Genomic DNA, 17,011 nt, shown 5'->3' with positions numbered 1-17,011 from the left:
CACAGAAGTTAAGCCCACCAGCGCCGATGGTACTGCTAACGCGGGAGAGTAGGCCGCCGCCAGTTTTTATTTTATTTTTAAAAAACCTTTATCTTTACGATAAAGGTTTTTTTGTTATATACCTACACCTACACCAACACTAAACCCACTCAACATACTCCCTAAATTAACTAACACAAATCCAAACAGAAACAGAAGTAATGAGTAATAGGTAATGAGCAGTGGATAATAGATAAAGATAATAGATGTTCGTAGTAAGTAGTCCATCTCATCTATCCGCTATTCTTCTTCCTCCAGCTTCAGGCTTCCTGTTTCCAGGCCTCTGCTTTCGATTCTTTATCCAACGATGGGTCTTTACCTTCAATACTGTTTATTCTTCCCAGGCTGTTACTACCAAGGAGTCTAAATAAGGTTTTCTTTATTAAAATGCTTCGACTCCGCTCAGCATGACTATGCTAATACTAACTGCTAAAAAAACGTAGACATTATCCTGTCATCTTGCATCCTTACACTTGCAATTCTGAGATCTAATCGCTGTGAGTCGTACCTTGTATCTCGGATATTAGGATCTCTATCTTTTAAGGCCGTAAATCGCTTATTGTGGTTGAAAGCTAGTTCATATATATAAATGAAATTTAATCCCTCATAATTCACCTTATTTTAAGTCAAAAGAAATAAAAAAACCGCTTCTCTACAGAAACGGTTCTTATGGATTACATTTTGATTGTAATCTTACATATCATTGTTGGTATCCGGGCATTTGAAATCATCGCTGCAGGTTGCACAAACAATGGTTCCATTACAATAGTACATGCAGAAATCTGCTTCAGGAAGGGTGGCACCTCCTGAAATGTTTTTTAATTGGTCTTTTTTTAGTTTTTTTAGATTTTTCATATGGTTTTAATTGAAAATTTGTAAGTAAAGTAAAAATAGTTAAAATATTTTTAATTAATAATGTTTATTATATTAAAAATAAAAAATTAATATAACAAACAGCTTTGAGAGCTATAGGATCAATGATTTGTATATAAACATTTGATTGCTAATAAAATAAATGCTATTTTTAAGGTAGCGTTATCCGAAAAGCTTACAGAGTAGGAAAAACTAAAACTATAACTATGAAAACACTAAAAAAACTTTCAAGAGACGACAAAAGAAGTATTGTTGCGGGTGCCAATTTCCCAGCCTATTGCTTAGAAGGCGGCGGACCGGGAGAAGGCGGCTGTTCTGCAGGACAAATCTGTTCGGGGGGAAAATGTGTTCCTTACGAAAATCCTGGAGGTGGAGAAAATCCTGGCGGCGGTGGAGATACATATACCTGCATCTGTCCGTGGGGTACTTTTACACAATCAACTCCTTGCCCAGAATTTTATTGTATTACAGGATAGGACAAAATTGTATTTATTAATTAACTCTCATTATAGTTGGAAAATTATTGATTTTATTCAGTAAATATTGCTAATTTACGCAAGCATTATCCGAAAAGCTTTCAGAGTAGGAAAAACTAAAACAATAACCATGAAAAATTTAAAGAAAATTGAGAGAAAAGAATTGAAAAGTATTTCAGGAGGAATTGATAAGTGTTACGATCTAAGGGATTCTCCTGATGATCCTTGTCAGGAACTTAATGATCAAAATAACGGTTGTTACAGAATGAATAGCTGCACAATGTTATGTACACGCGTTTCCTGTTTAACTGGGATGTAATATAGTAAAAACGGCTGCCTCAAATAGAGGTAGCCGTTTCTTTTTTATTTTTTAATTAACCCCAGTTCGATCAATCTTTCATGCAGGAATTCTCCGGCAGTAGTATCTTCGTATAGCTTTGGATTGTTTTCATCTACACAATTTTCAAGGGCATTTAAAGACATTGCACTGATAGGATGCATAAAGAAAGGAATTGAATATCTTGAAGTACTCCACATTTCTCTTGGTGGGTTTACCACTCTGTGAATGGTAGATTTCAATTTGTTGTTGGTATGTCTTGAAAGCATATCTCCAACATTGATCATCAATTCATCTGGTTCAGCAATGGCATCAATCCATTCTCCGTTGTGGTTTTGAACCTGAAGCCCTTTACCCTGTGCTCCCATTAGAAGAGTGATAAGATTGATGTCTCCATGAGCTGCTGCTCTTACCGCATCATCTGGCTCTTCAGTGATTGGCGGATAGTGAATAGGTCTTAAAATAGAATTTCCTTCTGCGATTTTGTCATCAAAATAAAATTCATCTAAACCAAGGTGTAATGCTAAGGCTCTTAACACATACTGTCCTGTTTTCTCAAGCATTTGGAATGCTTCTTTACCAACTTCGTTGAATTTTGGAAGTTCATCAACGATTACATTGTCTGGATACTCACTTCTGTATTTTGAATCATCAGACAGATACTGTCCAAAATGCCAAAATTCTTTTAAGTCTCCTTTTTTGAAACCTTTAGCAGTTTCTTTACCGAATCCTACATAACCTCTCTGGCCACCAATTCCTGGAATCTCATACTTTTGTTTCGTTTCCACTGGTTGTTCAAAAAAGTTTTTCACCTCTCCATACAAATCTTCTACTAGGTTGTCATCAAGAAAGTGGCCTTTTAAGGCTACAAAACCAATTTCTTCATAAGCTTTTCCGATTTCATTTACAAATTTCTGTTTGCGTTCCGGGTTGCCCGAAAGGAAATCACGCAGGTCTACACTAGGTATTTTATCCATTTTTAGAAATTTACGAACAGCAAAATTACATTTTTTTTAATTTAAATGATTTTAAAATCATTATTTATAAGTTAAATTTGCTGTATGAAAAAATATTCTTCTAAGAGAAGTATCCAAATACTTGCACATCTTCTTCAGCAGTACGGAATTGCAGATATCGTAATTTCTCCGGGGTCAAGAAATGCTCCTTTGGCCATCCATTTTTCAGAGGTAGATCGTTTCAACTGCTACAGCATTGTAGACGAAAGAAGTGCAGCTTTCGTGGCAATGGGAATGGCAAAAAGTGAAAAGAAGCCTGTAGCGGTTACCTGTACCAGTGGATCAGCAGTAGTTAACTACTATCCCGCGGTTACTGAAGCTTTTTATCAGAATGTACCCCTTTTGATACTAACGGCAGACCGACCAACTGATTTTGTTGATATATTTGATGGGCAGACAATAAGACAGAAGGATGTTTTTCATCAGCATTCCTATGGCGACTTCCAGCTTTTGGAAGACAGCAAGGAGAATGCAGAAGATATTAATTTCGATATCATTAAAAAAGCTATTGAACTTTGTTTTGAAAAACAGGGCCCGGTACATATTAATATTCCTTTGGAAGAACCTTTATATGAGCTGGTATCTGAGCTTCCCACTTTCCCAACTGTGGAAAAGACCATCAAACGTAAAGAGTATGAAATACCGTCCAATCTGATTGCAGAATGGCATACTTCGCAAAGAATTATGCTGTTGGTGGGAACAAGAGACTACAGCCCGGAACTGGAAAACCAGCTGACTCAGTTGGTGAAAAATCATTCTGTAGTGGTATTGAGTGAAGCCAATTCAAATTTGCACCATGAGAAGTTCTTCAAACATATAGACCGTTATATTTTCAATTTTACCGAAGAGGATTATAAAACATATGCTCCTGACCTGTTGATTACAGTAGGACAGAATGTGGTTTCCAAAAAAGTAAAGCAATTTCTGAGAAGTGCCCGCCCAAAACAGCACTGGCATCTTGATGAAGTATGGCAGCCTGATACTTATTTCTCACTGACAGAAAAGATAGAGGTGAAGCCGGAAGTTTTCTTTTCAAAACTGCTGAAATTTATCAATCTGGAACCTAGACCTTATTTTAATCTTTGGGACGTTTTAAGAGATAAAAAAGATGCTAAACACGAGCAATTTTTAAATACAATTGATTTCTCTGATTTTTATTTCTTCAATAAAGCATCACAGACAATTCCTGAAAACTATAACATTCACTTCAGTAATTCATCTGGGATCAGATATGCCCAGCTGTTTGATTTCGGAAAGAGAAAGATGTATTGTAACCGAGGAACAAGCGGTATTGATGGATCTACTTCTACAGCAATGGGATTTGCCATCAAAAATGAAAACCCAACTTTATTGATCACAGGAGATCTTAGTTTCTTCTATGATATTAATGGTCTTTGGAACCAATATATTCCACCGTTTGTAAGAATTATGATCTTCAATAATGGTGAAGGTAATATCTTTAAAATCATTCCGGGACCTGGAAATGCCAACCCGAATACATTAGACGAATTTATTGCTACAAAACACCGCAAGAACGCTGAATCCCTGGCGAAGCATTTCGGATTCTCCTATATCAGAGTAGAGGATGAGCTTACGTTGGACAGGGTGCTTGAGAATTTCTTCAAACCTGATGCACAGCCAAAAATCCTGGAAGTAAATACTCACGGGAAGAATAGTGCAGATGTACTGAAGTCGTATTTTGAGTTTATGAAATAGATTTAAAGATCAAGATATTCTTCACTCCCTGGCAGATTGATAATTCTGTCAATAGGATAGATAAACATATCATCGAAATCATTCAACGCATTAATGATCTGGAAATGGGTGAATTGCTTTATGTTCTGTAAAGTAATCTCCGTTTCTTTGATCTTTTTTTGTTTTAAAAGATGCTGTCTTTGTACTCCGTTCAACAGATAAGTCGAAGGCGTAAACCAATCTTTTCCTTTCAAAAACAAAAGGTTAGAGAAAGATGTATCGGTGATATGATTGTTTTTAACAATGATAATTTCTTCAGCTTTCGCCTTAGCTTTCATTTTATCCAGTTCTTTACGATCCTCGAATTTGAAAGAATAGTCGAAGCTATTATTTTCTACCAGTTTGAAATCCTGTATTTCCGGGATTGCGTATGGAATCATCTGTGTCCTGATTCTTTTATCGAGATCATAGGCAATTCTCAGTTTGAAAAGACCATCCTCATCATGTTGCAGGTTTTTATAGATTTTGGCCAGATCAATAGAGTCTTCCTTCCCGAAATGGGAAAATGTCTGATTGACACGTTTCTGATGTAGATCCAATAGAAAAACCTCCTGATCTTCTACTTTAATGCTTTCAATGAATTGGGACATAGATTTTATTTTTCATTTCCTGATACTCGTCTTCTAATTTACTCATGTGCGTTATACCGCCTCCGCTTTTGAAATAAAGTTGGTCTTCTTCTTTTTCTATAAAGCGTATCATTACACAACTGTCTACATTTTGGCCGTCAAACCAGCCGCAAACTCCCGTATAATATCCTCTGTCATATCCTTCCGCATCCAGAATTATTTCCAGTGTTTTAGGTTTGGGAGCTCCTAAAATAGAGCCGGCAGGAAGAAGTTTCTGCATAATACTTCCTACTTTTCCTTCATATTCAGGTTTTATCATTCCTGAAATTTCAGAACTCATTGCATATAGATCCTTTTGCTGGGTTTTGATAAAGTCAATATGCTGGAACTGGTCCACCTTTACTTCATCAGCGACCATACTCAGATCATTGCGGAGAAGATCTACTACGGTGTAATGTTCTGCCTTCTCCTTTCTGTCATTCTTCAGAATTTCTGCTGCATTTTCAATAGCTGCGTCAATTGTTCCTTTCATAGGATAGGTGAAAATTTTTCCATCAATGATCTTCACAAAAGTTTCAGGAGAAAAAAATACAAAAAAATCTTTATAAAAAACTTTGTACTTTGCATTTGAGTGGTAAAAAATTTCTTCTAAGGTTAAATTGGTCTCAATTCGTGTTTTTCTAGTATAATTTACTAGGTAAGAGTTTCCCAAACGAATATTTTCCTGAACTTTATTAAAGCCGGCCTGAAAGCTATCCAATGTTTCAGGAAAAGACTTCCATATTACTTTTTTGTCCAGTTTATGTGTCTCCTTTGTGTTTGAAAAGTATTGAAAATCAATAATTAAACCTTCTTTTTCAATTTCATGCTCCTGATAGATTTCAACATTCTCCGAGAGAAAGTCTATGACGAAAAAATAGGGAACCTTCTGAAGAGAAAGTTCGTCCATTTCCATAAATTTTTGATGATTCACTGAAAACATTCTGCAAAAGTACTTATTGATGTTTACTTTTGCATAAATTTTTTTATGATGCAGAATAAATATCCTCAGAAACCGGGAATAGATTTTATATTGAAGCAGGCTTTTTTTTATTGGAATAAAACACTCGTTTTTCAGTTGATGTTTTCCATTGTCTTTTTTGGAATCTTGCTTACAGGAGTGATGCTTTTCGGAGAGAAGTATGATATTTTTTCTTATAATAAAGAATTGCAGGAAGCCTTTATGCAGGGCACTCAGGTTTATCTGAAGAAAATGGAGCAAATAACAGCTACTGAAAATTATCAGATGTTTACATTGGCAATCTGGGCAACCACGGCATTTCTGTATCCTTTAAATCTTGGAATGTTCCAGATCTTCCGTAAGATGGATCTTAAAGAGAATATTGTAATAGGAGATCTTTTTGCAGGGTACAACGGGCTTAATTTTTTTAAGTATGTAGGCTATTTTCTTTTCTGGTTCTTTATTTACAAATTTACCATTCCTACTGTTGTATTGGCTATAATTTGGGTTGCTGTAACCATTTTTGTTGCTCCATTGATGTTCTTTACCAATAAAAGAATTTTTGAAGCCATTTCCTTAAATTTTAAAGCGCTTAAAATGTATTTCGTTGAAATCATGGTGTGTGTGATCGTTGCTTTTCTATTTAAGTACTTAGGTTTTGCTTTGTTTCTGATAGGTGGACTTTTCACTTTTCCTTTTTGGAATGCGATGATTTATTCACTTTATAAAACAGTCTTTTCGGAGAAAAGTTAAAATTCATTCGTGTTTAATGGGATTTTTTACTAAAAAAAAGTAAATTTGGTAAAATCATTAAATATTTAAACTATGTCTGAATTTAACGAATTTGATCAGCAAGGCTCTGTACCCAACAGAGAAACGGGATCAATTATTTCTCATGCTTTTGAAATGTACAAAGGCGTTTTCGGTTACGGAATTGTAGCTATGATCATCTATCTGATCGGAGGTTCTGTTATTCAAATGCTTACAGGATTTGATTCTGCTTCTATGGTAGAAGAGATGAAATCTTCAGGAGGCGATTTTAATTATTGGAGTGCACCGGGACTTCCTTTATATATGGGAGCTTCCAGTCTTTTTGGCCTTTTATTATCTCCTTTGTATGTAGGATTGATCTACATGGTGAATAAATACAATACCAAAAACCCTATTGAGTTTTCCGATCTTTTTATCGGATACCGCCAGAATTTTGTGAACATTTTGATTTATAGTCTTCTTGCCTGGATTATTTCCTCGATAGCTCTGGCATTGTGTGTTTTGCCTATCATTTTTGTATATCCTTTCCTTTTAATAGGATATCCGATTCTGTTATTTGAAAATGCTTCAGCTACAGAAGCTTTATCAAAGTCGTTCAACATTGCTAAAGAGAACTATGGAACTTTCTTATTGACAGGGTTTTTAGGGTTTTTGATTTCTATTGCAGGGGTTATTCTTTGCGGAATAGGGGTTATCCTGACAGCTCCGTTTATTATGATTGTAATGTACTCAACCTATTGTGCTTTCTTAGGAAAACCAAGACAAATTATGTTCAGCAAATAAAAATATAAAAATACATGATGAATAAGGACAAACAAATAAGCAGTGTTGCGATAAAGCAGATGTCATTGCTGGCCATCATTCTGGTATTGGCTGGATTGATCTGTTTTAATCTGGCATTGTTTATTCCGTCGGTGTTGGGAGCAATTACCATTTATGTAGTCTGCAGAAAATACAATTTTTATCTGCAGGAAGAAAAAAAATGGAAACCGTCACTGGCAGCCTTTGCATTGATGTTTGCGAGTCTTATTGTTCTTATTCTTCCGATTTATTTTATTGCCGATCTCATTATTGATAAACTGGGAAATGCACAGGCTTATATGGCCAAATTCAATGTTTTCCTGGACAAAATACATTCTTATATCTTCTCAAAAACAGGGTTTGATATTCTGAGCAAAGAAAATATGGCCAAGCTGAAAGATAATGTAGGAAAATTTTCTACTTCTGCAGTCAGTGGGACATTCAATACCCTTACCGTAGTAATGTCTATGTATTTTATTCTCTATTTTATGCTGGAAAGACCGAGACTCTTTGAAAAGATCCTTACTTCTTCCGCCCCGCTGAAGCGAGCAAACATCTCCCTGATCGGCGATAAAATGAGAAAATTAATTATGGCCAATGCAATAGGAATTCCTGTTGTTGCAGTAGGACAAGGAATTGTTGCTCTTATTGGTTATCTGATTTTCGGTGCGCCGGGAGCTATTCTGCTTTTTGCTTTAACAGCTGCTGCATCAGTAATACCGGTTGTTGGAACAGCTATTGTATATGTGCCGGTGTGTATTTTTATGATTGCTGAAGGAAATACAGGACAAGGTATAGGTTTAGCCATCTACTGTCTTGTAGTAGTAGGTCTTACCGATAATCTTCTTCGTTTTACCCTTTTAAAGAAACTGGAAAATATTCACCCATTGAATACTGTATTCGGAATCATCATGGGAATGAATCTTTTTGGCTTCATGGGACTGATTTTCGGGCCTATTCTGATCTCACTAACCCTTCTGCTGGTTCAGGTATACAGAAATGAATTTTCGGATGAAGAAACCCCTCCTGATCTTGAATTACCCGGTCAGGATGATATTAAAGAAAAATTAATTTAATTAGATAAAAACGTGGAAGGACTTAATCCCGAAATATTAAAAGAAATCTGTGTAATGAAAATGCCTTTCGGTAAATATGAAGGAACGGTTCTGGTGGATCTTCCCATCAGCTATCTGGAATGGTTTAATAAAAACGGAATGCCAAAAGGAAAACTGGGAATGCAGCTGTCAACAGTGTATGAGATCAAATTAAACGGGCTCATGGATCTTTTGGTTCCCATCAGAGCAGCGGTAACAAATGGATTGTAAAAATTAAAATATACCCATTTTAGTATATAATTTCGGCGGCATCGAAGATGCCGCCGAAACTATTTTATCATTAATCCTTTTAAGCTTTCAAAGCTGCAATTTCATCTCTCAGCTTGGCTGCTTTTATAAAGTCAAGATTTTTTGCTGCAGATTCCATTTCTTTCTGTTTCTGAGCAATCATTTTCTCAATATCTTCACTGGCATAAGTCGCTTTTGTTTCCGCAACTTTCTGAAGGATTTCTTTTTGCGTATATTTTTCATCCGGGAAGTCTTTGCTTCTTCCTACGAGATTTTCGGATATCTTTTTATTTAAGGCTTTGGGCTTCAGACCGTGATCTTCATTGTACTGCATTTGCTTGGCACGGCGGTATTCGGTTTCATCCAGGGTAGCCTGCATGGATTTTGTGATTTTGTCTGCATACATGATTGCCTTTCCGTTCACGTTTCTTGCGGCACGGCCCACAGTTTGGATCATTGATCTTCTGCTTCTAAGCATTCCTTCTTTATCAGCATCCAGAATGGCAACCAGAGAAACTTCAGGTAAATCCAGACCTTCTCTCAATAAATTAACCCCAATCAGTACATCAAAAAGTCCTAAACGAAGATCCTGCATGATCTGAATACGTTCCAGAGTCTCTACATCTGAGTGAATATATCTCGTTCTGATTCCGAACTTGGTAAAGTATTTCGTAAGTTCCTCTGCCATTTTCTTGGTTAAAGTAGTTACCAGTACTCTTTCATCAGCATCAGCTCTTTTCTGGATTTCTTCCATCAGATCATCAATCTGGTTCAGTGAAGGTCTTACTTCAATAATCGGATCAAGAAGCCCGGTAGGGCGGATGATTTGTTCAATATAAGCACCTCCCGTTTTTTCAAGTTCATAATCTGCAGGCGTTGCAGAAACATAAATAACCTGATTCTGAATAGCTTCAAATTCTTCAAACTTTAAAGGTCTGTTGTCCATCGCCGCAGGAAGTCTGAAACCGTACTCCACTAACGCCTCTTTTCTGCTTCGGTCTCCCCCATACATGGCATGAACTTGCGGAACAGTTACGTGGCTTTCATCAATGACCATTAAAAAGTCTTTAGGGAAATAGTCAATCAGACAGAAAGGTCTTGTTCCCGGAAGACGGCCATCCAGATACCTGGAGTAGTTCTCAATCCCTGAGCAATAGCCCAGTTCTTTAATCATTTCAAGATCCAGTTCAGTTCTTTCCTGAAGTCGTTTTGCTTCTAATGGCTTCCCAACGGAGCTAAAGAAATCCACCTGTTTTACCATGTCGTCCTGAATATCTTTAATGGCGCCATTTAAGGTTTCCTTCGATGTTACAAAAAGATTGGCAGGATAAATCTGTATCTGATCAAAATTATCCTCTACATTTCCAGTAACAGGGTCGAAACTTTGAATCTTTTCAATTTCATCTCCAAAAAACTGAATTCTGATCGCATTATCAGTGTAGGCAGGGAAGACATCGATTACGTCCCCTTTTACACGAAATGTTCCTCTCTGGAATTCATTCAGCGTTCTGGCATACAGTGCATTAACTAGTGAATGGAGAAGTGCTGTTCTTGTCACTTTCTCACCAATAGCGATAGAAATCAAAGATTTATGAAATTCGGTAGGATTCCCGATACCATAAATACATGAAACAGAAGCCACAATCAAAACGTCTCTCCTTCCCGAAAGAAGGCTGGCAGTTGCAGAAAGACGTAGTTTTTCTACCTCTTCATTGATACTCAGGTCTTTTTCAATATAAGTTCCTGTTGTGGCAATATAAGCCTCAGGCTGGTAATAATCATAGTAGCTTACAAAGTATTCCACTGCGTTTTCGGGAAAAAACTCTTTAAACTCCATGAAGAGCTGTGCAGCAAGCGTTTTATTGTGTGCCAGTACCAGAGTTGGACGTTGTACTTTTTGTATCACATTCGCAACAGTAAAGGTTTTTCCGGAACCTGTTACCCCTAAAAGCGTTTGATATTTCTCACCGATCTCTATTCCTTCAGTAAGTTTTTCAATAGCTTGAGGCTGGTCTCCGGTAGGTTTATATTCTGATTGAAGCTTAAAATCCATAGAAAAGAATGTATACAACAAAAATACGAAAGAAATTATTAGGCTGTATAATGTTTTGAAGGTGAATATTTTGATAATATAATTTTAACTTATCATCCTTGATTTTTGATTTTCTGAAGTTGTCTGATTACGAAAAATTGAAAAAATAAAAAAGCGCTGAAAAAAGCGCTTTATTGTTATGGTCGTGTAAAAGTCATTGTTGCCGGAACTTTCAATACTGAAGCAATGGTTTTTCCATCTTTCATTGCAGGTATCCATACTGTTTCATTACTGATTTCAGTGACTGTTTTTAAAAGTTCCCGGTTCAGAATTTCATTTTCTCCCGAAGTAGTTACCAGAGTTGTCTTTCCTGCTTCATTGATATGAATATACGCGGTAGAGGTTATAGGGCTGCTATAGTCTCCTAACTTACTCACATCTACGCTTCTGCTTATTTTGATTTTTAAGTCTTTAGGCCCTCCGGGATATTGTGCTGGAAATTCGTTCGTATTCTGTTGGGTATTGACCGATGAATTTGTGTCTTTACTTTCGCGTGTTTTATCTACTTTCGGAATTATTGTATCCGGAACTTTTTTCAATTCTTCTTTTTGGGAATCTATTATACCAGATGACTTTCCTTCTTCCTTGGTTTTTTCAAAATAGTCCTGACTTTTTAAATCTGTTTGTTTTGATTCCTTGTGTACAATCTGATCCGGGATCTCTGCTATTCTTTCAGAAAGATAAACATGAGTGGAATTTCCTGCATATGTTCTTTCAGAAAATAAGACAGCTGCAGTAATTAAAACGGTGATTCCTGCTGTTTTCTTTAGCAGACTAAATTTTGATTTTTTTGTTTTCATCATAATAAATCTTTTTTTGGTGTTATTAAAATTAAATGAATGAGTCAAAGGAGGATTTTGATGGTTCAGAATTTCTTCAAGAATAAGATTCTGGTAATCTTTGATGTTGCAATTGCTTTTCACGACAGCTTCGTCTGCCAGGAATTCATGATTTGTGATCATCGCTTTCTTATAAAGGAAAAGAACAGGATTGAACCATGTAAAGACTTTTAAAGTGTTCAAAATTAATAGGTCAAGGCTGTGATTTTGTTCAATATGAGTTCTTTCGTGAATGAAAATTCTTTGATCTATTGTATCGTTTTTCATATAGTTTTCGCCCATATACATTGTATTCCAAAAACTGAAAGGGGAAAGATTTTCTTTTGTCAATAATATAGTATGGTTTTGGTAAATATGTCTCTTTCCGGATATTTTTTTGAGCTTCACAAGGGAAATAAAGCTTTTTATCAACAGAAATAGGGTGATGAAAATATAAATTTCCCATACCACATTAATCCAGTTGAAACTTTCCTGCTTTTGAGGGATAAAAACCAGTTGTTGTGCCGTTTCTTCTATGATCATTTGCGGCATTTTCTCAGTGCTGTGATTGGGAAGAGTAATCGTAACAAAAGGAATTATATAAGAAATTACTAACGAACTTAATAAATAAAGCCTGTTGAATCTTAGCATTTTTTCTTTTTCCAGAAACAGATAATAAACAGCAATGAAAATAGAAGAACACAGAATTATTTTCAGAATAATAGCAGTCATATTTATTCTTTAATTTGTTCATCAATAATATCACGAAGTTCTTTCAGTTCCTTTTGGCTAAGTTTGGCATTGGATGTAAAAAATGATGCAAACTGCGTTACAGAGCTGTTAAAAAAGCGGTCAATCATAGAAGTCATTTCTTCCTTAAAATATTCCCCTTTTTCTACTTTTGGAAAGTATTCGCGGGAATTTCCATAAAGTTTATAGCCTATCAGTTCTTTGTTTTGCATTCTTTTAAGTAAGGTTGCAATAGTTGTTGGTGCTGGCTTTGGATCCGGATAGGCTTCCAGTATGTCCTTCATGAAAACAGTTTTCTTTTCCCAAAGAATTTCCATAAGGCTTTTTTCAGAATCAGTTAGTTTAATCTCTTTCATTCTACAAGTTTGTAATTTATTCTACAAATGTAGAATAAAAATTGATATGTGCAAATTTTATTGGCATTATTTTTCCATTCGTTGTATAACATCTAATTATAATGATATGAAAATCAATCAATTTTATATTCCTGTAGTAAGCCTTTTTCTTTTTTTATCTTCATGCAAAGAGAATCATGCCAATGCTCAGCGGACTGGAAATGACGGAAGTGTGGAAACGGAAAATCCTAATTCTGATTATAAGCCTGCATTTAAAGAGCAGACAAGAATCAAGGCTGTAAAAACAACAACGCCCTATGCCATAGAAATATTGAATAAAGACCTTGGAAGACCATGGGGAATTATCAATCTACCTGACGGAAAATTTCTCATCACAGATAAGAAAGGGTATATGAATGTGGTTTCAACAGATGGAAAACAGGTGTCAAAGATTGAAGGTTTTCCAAAAGTAGATTCAAAAGGACAGGGCGGAATGCTGGATGTAGCGCTTGATCCCGATTTTAAATCCAACAATGTTATTTATTTCAGTTTTTCGGAACCTTTTGGAAAAGGAAACTTAACATCTGTAGCAAAAGGAAAGCTGTCTGCAGATCTTAAAAATATTTCAGAAGTAAAAGTTATTTTCCGCGCTGAACCTTCTTATGATGGAGATAAGCACTACGGAAGCCGTCTGGCTTTTGATAAAGATGGACATTTATTTGTCAGTACAGGAGAAAGATCAGATAAAGTAACCCGTGTATATGCGCAGAAAACAGATAATTATCTAGGCAAGATTTTAAAGATTACAAAAGATGGTAAACCTGCGCCGGGAAATCCTTTTATTGGGAAACCCGGTTATAAACCTGAAATATATGCTTACGGAATCCGAAATCCGCAAGGAATGGCTATCGATCCCAATGGCAGGCTCTGGGATGTTGAAATGGGGCCAAGAGGGGGTGATGAAATCAATCTGATTCAACCGGGAAAAAATTACGGCTGGGGAGATGTAACCTATGGTATCGAATATTCAGGGGATAAAGTAGGACAGGGTATCACTCAAAAAGAAGGAACCGAACAACCTGTCTATTATTGGGATCCTGTGATTTCACCAAGCGGAATTACTTTCTATACAGGAAATATTGATGAATGGAAAGGTAATCTCATTATCGGATGCCTGAGTGGAGAGCACATTAACAGAGTTGTTATGAAAGATAATAAAGTAGTGGGTGAAGAACGTCTTCTTACAGATCAGAAAGAACGTTTCCGTGATGTATTAAACGGGATGGATGGGAATCTGTATGCAGTAACAGACAGCGGTAAGCTTTATAAAATTTCAAAAAAATAGAAAAAACTGTATCAAAATTTTATTCTGAACACAGGCTGAAGGTCTGCGAACGTAGTTCAATAATGTAGTGAAGAATCTTATGTTATTGGTTTATAAATGAGACTCTTCCTTCGTCAGAATGACAAAGGTGAAATTATTAACCTTTGATACAGTTTCTTTTTATTCTCTTAAAACTTAAAATTAAGTCTGGCAAAAACCTGTCTTCCGGCAAATCCCATCTGTACAGGATCAAAAATACCTCCGGCTTCTGTATTTCCGTCGGATACATGTGTAGTCTGTAAAGTAGGATATCTGTTGAACAGGTTTTTACTTCCTAAAGTCAGATTCAGATTCTTGCAGAATTCATAGCCGAAAGAAAGATCGGTGGTCACTTTTGGATTATAGACCTGTTCTGAGTCGTCATAACCAATCAGGGTTACTTTATCAAATCGTACCATCTGCAGATTTACATTGAATTTGTTGAGTCTGTAATTAAGGTTTAAATTTACTTTTGTCTTCGGAGCAGAAGCAAGAATAAATGCTTTTTCTCTTGCACTCAGGTAAGTATCTTCTTTCCCTGCCAGCTGTTCTGAGGTATTGACTTTTGTGATTTCCATATCATTATAGTTTCCTGCTAATGTAGCAGTCAGTTTTCCGGAACCGATATTTTCAGTATAGCTTAAGATCACATCAACTCCTTTTGTTTTGGTATCGATGGCATTGGAAAAAAACTGTACCTGGTCGATAAATGGATTCTCTTCTTGAACTTTTTCTGGTAAGTCTGCTTGTGCAAAATATCCGGTAAGAACAATTCTGTCTTTAACACGGATGTAATAACCATCTACGGTGGCTGTGAATTTTCCAGTATTGAAGGTAAACCCGGCGCTGCCGTTCACTGAGGTTTCCTGCTTCAGTTGAGGAATTCCCAGGCTGTTTGCGATGTTACTGTCATTAGAAGCGAGCTGAATAGTGACCAGTTTACCGCCCTGGAAGTTGGTAAATTGCTGGCTGTAGTATTTCTGAGCCAGAGAAGGCGCTCTGAACCCAGTAGAAACGGATCCCCGGAAAGCAAACTGTGGCGTGATCGCATATCTTGTAGCAAATTTACCATTCAGAGTGCTTCCGAAATCATTATAATTTTCAAATCTTCCGGCAATGCTTATCATCCAGTTTTTAGTAACATCCAATTCTGTATCTACATAAGCAGCAAAGTTGTTTCTGCTATTTCCTGTATCTGTAGAATAGCCAGGAAAACCTTGTGAACCACCTGGCCTTACATTGCCACTTGACGGATTCGTAACCAATAAGTTTTGAGGTGTGTTTGGAGTCACCAGATTTCCATTGATATCATACATGTCGTAAGAAGCCTCTTCTCCTTTGATGATATCAAATTTTTCATATCTGAATTCAGATCCGAAAGCAACGTTAAGCCCTTCCAGTACTTTGAACTGTTTCACAGCATTAAACCCAGTTGTATTCTGCAGCAGAGAATGTCCTCCTGCATTAAAGCTTGTAGGAGATTTGACTCCTAAAGTGGCATTAATTGTATTGTCTATCTGGTAAATAAACCTGTTGTTACCAAAAGCATTATAAAAATCTACATCCCAGTCTGCAACTTTGAACTTTAATCCGTTGTCAAACGTAAAATCCGTAATGCTGGTATTTTCAACCGGGTTAAATCCTGTAGGGTAAACTTCAGGAATATTACCGTCTGCATCTGGGGTTCTGGTCCATGCATAAGCCTTAGTATTTCTATGTGAAAAACCTTGGCGGGAATAAAACTTCAGACCATCAGATAACGGGACTTCAATATTTCCGAAAAAGTAGATGTTCTGAGCTTTTGCATCTCCGAAACGCTGTCTGGGAGAGGTGTAAACATCCGGATTGGCATTTCGTATGGCGTAATCTTTATTGATGAATTCTACGGTAAAGTTTCCGAAACCACCTTTTGATCCTATTTTAGTTCCCAAATTTCCATTGAAATCAAAGGTGGTTCCGTCTACTTTGTGATCTGATACTACGTCATTATTACCTGGACTTTTGAAAAGATTCATACCTGTGAATAGATTTCCTTCAAAACCGTTATTTCTGTCATTCAAAATAACATTAATTACTCCGGCAATAGCATCCGAACCGTATTGGGCTGATGCTCCGTCACGAAGAACTTCCACTCTTTTTATGGCGCCAATCGGAATTGTATTCATGTCATATCCCGTATTTCCTCTTCCTTTGGTTCCGAAAAGGTTAATCAGTGAAGATTGATGGTATCTTTTTCCATTTAACAAAAGTAAAGTCTGGTCTGGACCAAGACCTCTTAACGTAGCGGGATCTACAGCATCAGCACCGTCGGATCCTGATTGTTTATTGGAGTTAAAAGAGGGTGCTGAAAATTGTAAAAGCTGGTTGATTTCCACTTGACCCGTTGACTGGCTTACCTGTTTAATGTCTATAATATCAATAGGAACGGGCGTGTTTACCACTGTTCTTTTCTTGTTTCGGCTTCCGGTAATGGCAACTTCGTCAATTTTTGATTCTTTCAAAGTATCTTTTACCTGCTGGGCATAGGAGAAGGCAGAAACTCCAAGGAAAATAATGCTGATATATTTTATTTTCATATTAATAATTTTTAGTGATGATTCAATCAAAATTATCAATATTTATTTTTAAATCAACATGAAAATGAAATATTTAGTATGGATATCTTAATTTCGT

At 36.4% G+C, this 17,011-nt stretch carries 16 protein-coding genes; 8 read left to right on the top strand and 8 right to left on the bottom strand.

Annotated elements, in window-relative coordinates:
• Positions 1 to 732: 732 nt before the first annotated feature.
• Positions 733 to 894 (bottom strand): bacteriocin-like protein, encoded by a 162-nt coding sequence (locus A1704_RS24770; protein ID WP_167348790.1) that lies wholly within the window; start codon positions 892 to 894, stop codon positions 733 to 735.
• A gap of 224 nt (positions 895 to 1,118) precedes the next feature.
• On the opposite strand from A1704_RS24770, the gene A1704_RS21870 reads away from it, so the two are divergent.
• Both A1704_RS21870 and A1704_RS25135 read left to right on the top strand, forming a co-directional pair.
• Positions 1,119 to 1,388, top strand: a complete 270-nt coding sequence (locus tag A1704_RS21870; RefSeq protein ID WP_062676115.1) for a hypothetical protein — start codon at positions 1,119 to 1,121, stop codon at positions 1,386 to 1,388.
• A 130-nt stretch (positions 1,389 to 1,518) separates the two neighbouring features.
• Positions 1,519 to 1,707 (top strand): bacteriocin-like protein, encoded by a 189-nt coding sequence (locus A1704_RS25135; protein ID WP_413930350.1) that lies wholly within the window; start codon positions 1,519 to 1,521, stop codon positions 1,705 to 1,707.
• Positions 1,708 to 1,751: 44 nt separating this feature from the next.
• Here A1704_RS25135 and A1704_RS21865 read toward each other — a convergent pair whose 3' ends face one another.
• Positions 1,752 to 2,702 carry an isopenicillin N synthase family dioxygenase gene (locus tag A1704_RS21865; protein WP_062676114.1) on the bottom strand — a complete coding sequence of 317 codons (951 nt, stop codon included), beginning with the start codon at positions 2,700 to 2,702 and terminating at the stop codon, positions 1,752 to 1,754.
• 84 nt (positions 2,703 to 2,786) lie between these two features.
• Here A1704_RS21865 and menD point away from each other — a divergent pair, with 84 nt between their 5' ends.
• A complete protein-coding gene (menD, locus tag A1704_RS21860; protein WP_062676113.1) occupies positions 2,787 to 4,457 on the top strand; it encodes a 2-succinyl-5-enolpyruvyl-6-hydroxy-3-cyclohexene-1-carboxylic-acid synthase in 1,671 nt (556 codons plus the stop codon).
• Between the two features lie 2 nt (positions 4,458 to 4,459).
• Here menD and A1704_RS21855 read toward each other — a convergent pair whose 3' ends face one another.
• A complete protein-coding gene (locus A1704_RS21855) occupies positions 4,460 to 5,086 on the bottom strand; it encodes an aminotransferase class IV (RefSeq protein WP_062676112.1) in 627 nt (208 codons plus the stop codon).
• Entirely contained in the window at positions 5,070 to 6,047 is a 978-nt protein-coding gene (locus A1704_RS21850) for an aminodeoxychorismate synthase component I (RefSeq protein WP_062676111.1), read from the bottom strand. The genes A1704_RS21855 and A1704_RS21850 overlap by 17 nt, the downstream gene beginning before the upstream one ends.
• 45 nt (positions 6,048 to 6,092) lie before the next feature.
• Here A1704_RS21850 and A1704_RS21845 point away from each other — a divergent pair, with 45 nt between their 5' ends.
• The 4 genes from A1704_RS21845 (at position 6,093) to A1704_RS21830 (ending at position 8,962) form a co-directional block, all read left to right on the top strand.
• The gene (locus tag A1704_RS21845) at positions 6,093 to 6,818 is read left to right on the top strand and encodes a hypothetical protein (RefSeq protein WP_062676110.1); all 726 of its coding nucleotides are present in this window, start codon (positions 6,093 to 6,095) and stop codon (positions 6,816 to 6,818) included.
• A 72-nt stretch (positions 6,819 to 6,890) separates the two neighbouring features.
• On the top strand, positions 6,891 to 7,619 hold the full coding sequence (locus A1704_RS21840) for a hypothetical protein (protein ID WP_062676109.1): 729 nt from the start codon (positions 6,891 to 6,893) through the stop codon (positions 7,617 to 7,619).
• Between the two features lie 14 nt (positions 7,620 to 7,633).
• Positions 7,634 to 8,713 (top strand): AI-2E family transporter, encoded by a 1,080-nt coding sequence (locus tag A1704_RS21835; protein ID WP_062676108.1) that lies wholly within the window; start codon positions 7,634 to 7,636, stop codon positions 8,711 to 8,713.
• A gap of 12 nt (positions 8,714 to 8,725) precedes the next feature.
• Entirely contained in the window at positions 8,726 to 8,962 is a 237-nt protein-coding gene (locus A1704_RS21830; protein WP_082798849.1) for a DUF3820 family protein, read from the top strand.
• A 79-nt stretch (positions 8,963 to 9,041) separates the two neighbouring features.
• Here A1704_RS21830 and uvrB read toward each other — a convergent pair whose 3' ends face one another.
• From uvrB to A1704_RS21815, 3 genes are all read right to left on the bottom strand, one after another.
• Positions 9,042 to 11,033, bottom strand: coding sequence for an excinuclease ABC subunit UvrB (gene uvrB, locus A1704_RS21825; RefSeq protein ID WP_062676107.1), 1,992 nt, complete (start codon positions 11,031 to 11,033; stop codon positions 9,042 to 9,044).
• Between the two features lie 176 nt (positions 11,034 to 11,209).
• The gene (locus A1704_RS21820) at positions 11,210 to 12,622 is read right to left on the bottom strand and encodes a M56 family metallopeptidase (protein ID WP_062676106.1); all 1,413 of its coding nucleotides are present in this window, start codon (positions 12,620 to 12,622) and stop codon (positions 11,210 to 11,212) included.
• Positions 12,623 to 12,624: 2 nt separating this feature from the next.
• Complete coding sequence (locus A1704_RS21815) at positions 12,625 to 12,996, bottom strand: BlaI/MecI/CopY family transcriptional regulator (RefSeq protein WP_062676105.1); 372 nt, start codon at positions 12,994 to 12,996, stop codon at positions 12,625 to 12,627.
• 106 nt (positions 12,997 to 13,102) lie between these two features.
• On the opposite strand from A1704_RS21815, the gene A1704_RS21810 reads away from it, so the two are divergent.
• Positions 13,103 to 14,320 carry a PQQ-dependent sugar dehydrogenase gene (locus A1704_RS21810; RefSeq protein WP_062676104.1) on the top strand — a complete coding sequence of 406 codons (1,218 nt, stop codon included), beginning with the start codon at positions 13,103 to 13,105 and terminating at the stop codon, positions 14,318 to 14,320.
• Between the two features lie 167 nt (positions 14,321 to 14,487).
• Here the strand turns inward: A1704_RS21810 and A1704_RS21805 are convergent, their stop codons facing one another.
• Complete coding sequence (locus tag A1704_RS21805) at positions 14,488 to 16,914, bottom strand: TonB-dependent receptor plug domain-containing protein (RefSeq protein ID WP_062676103.1); 2,427 nt, start codon at positions 16,912 to 16,914, stop codon at positions 14,488 to 14,490.
• Positions 16,915 to 17,011 lie beyond the last annotated feature (97 nt).

The sequence above is a fragment of the Chryseobacterium cucumeris genome (assembly GCF_001593385.1).
Taxonomy (GTDB): domain Bacteria; phylum Bacteroidota; class Bacteroidia; order Flavobacteriales; family Weeksellaceae; genus Chryseobacterium; species Chryseobacterium cucumeris.
This window is presented reverse-complemented; position numbering and strand designations above follow the sequence as displayed.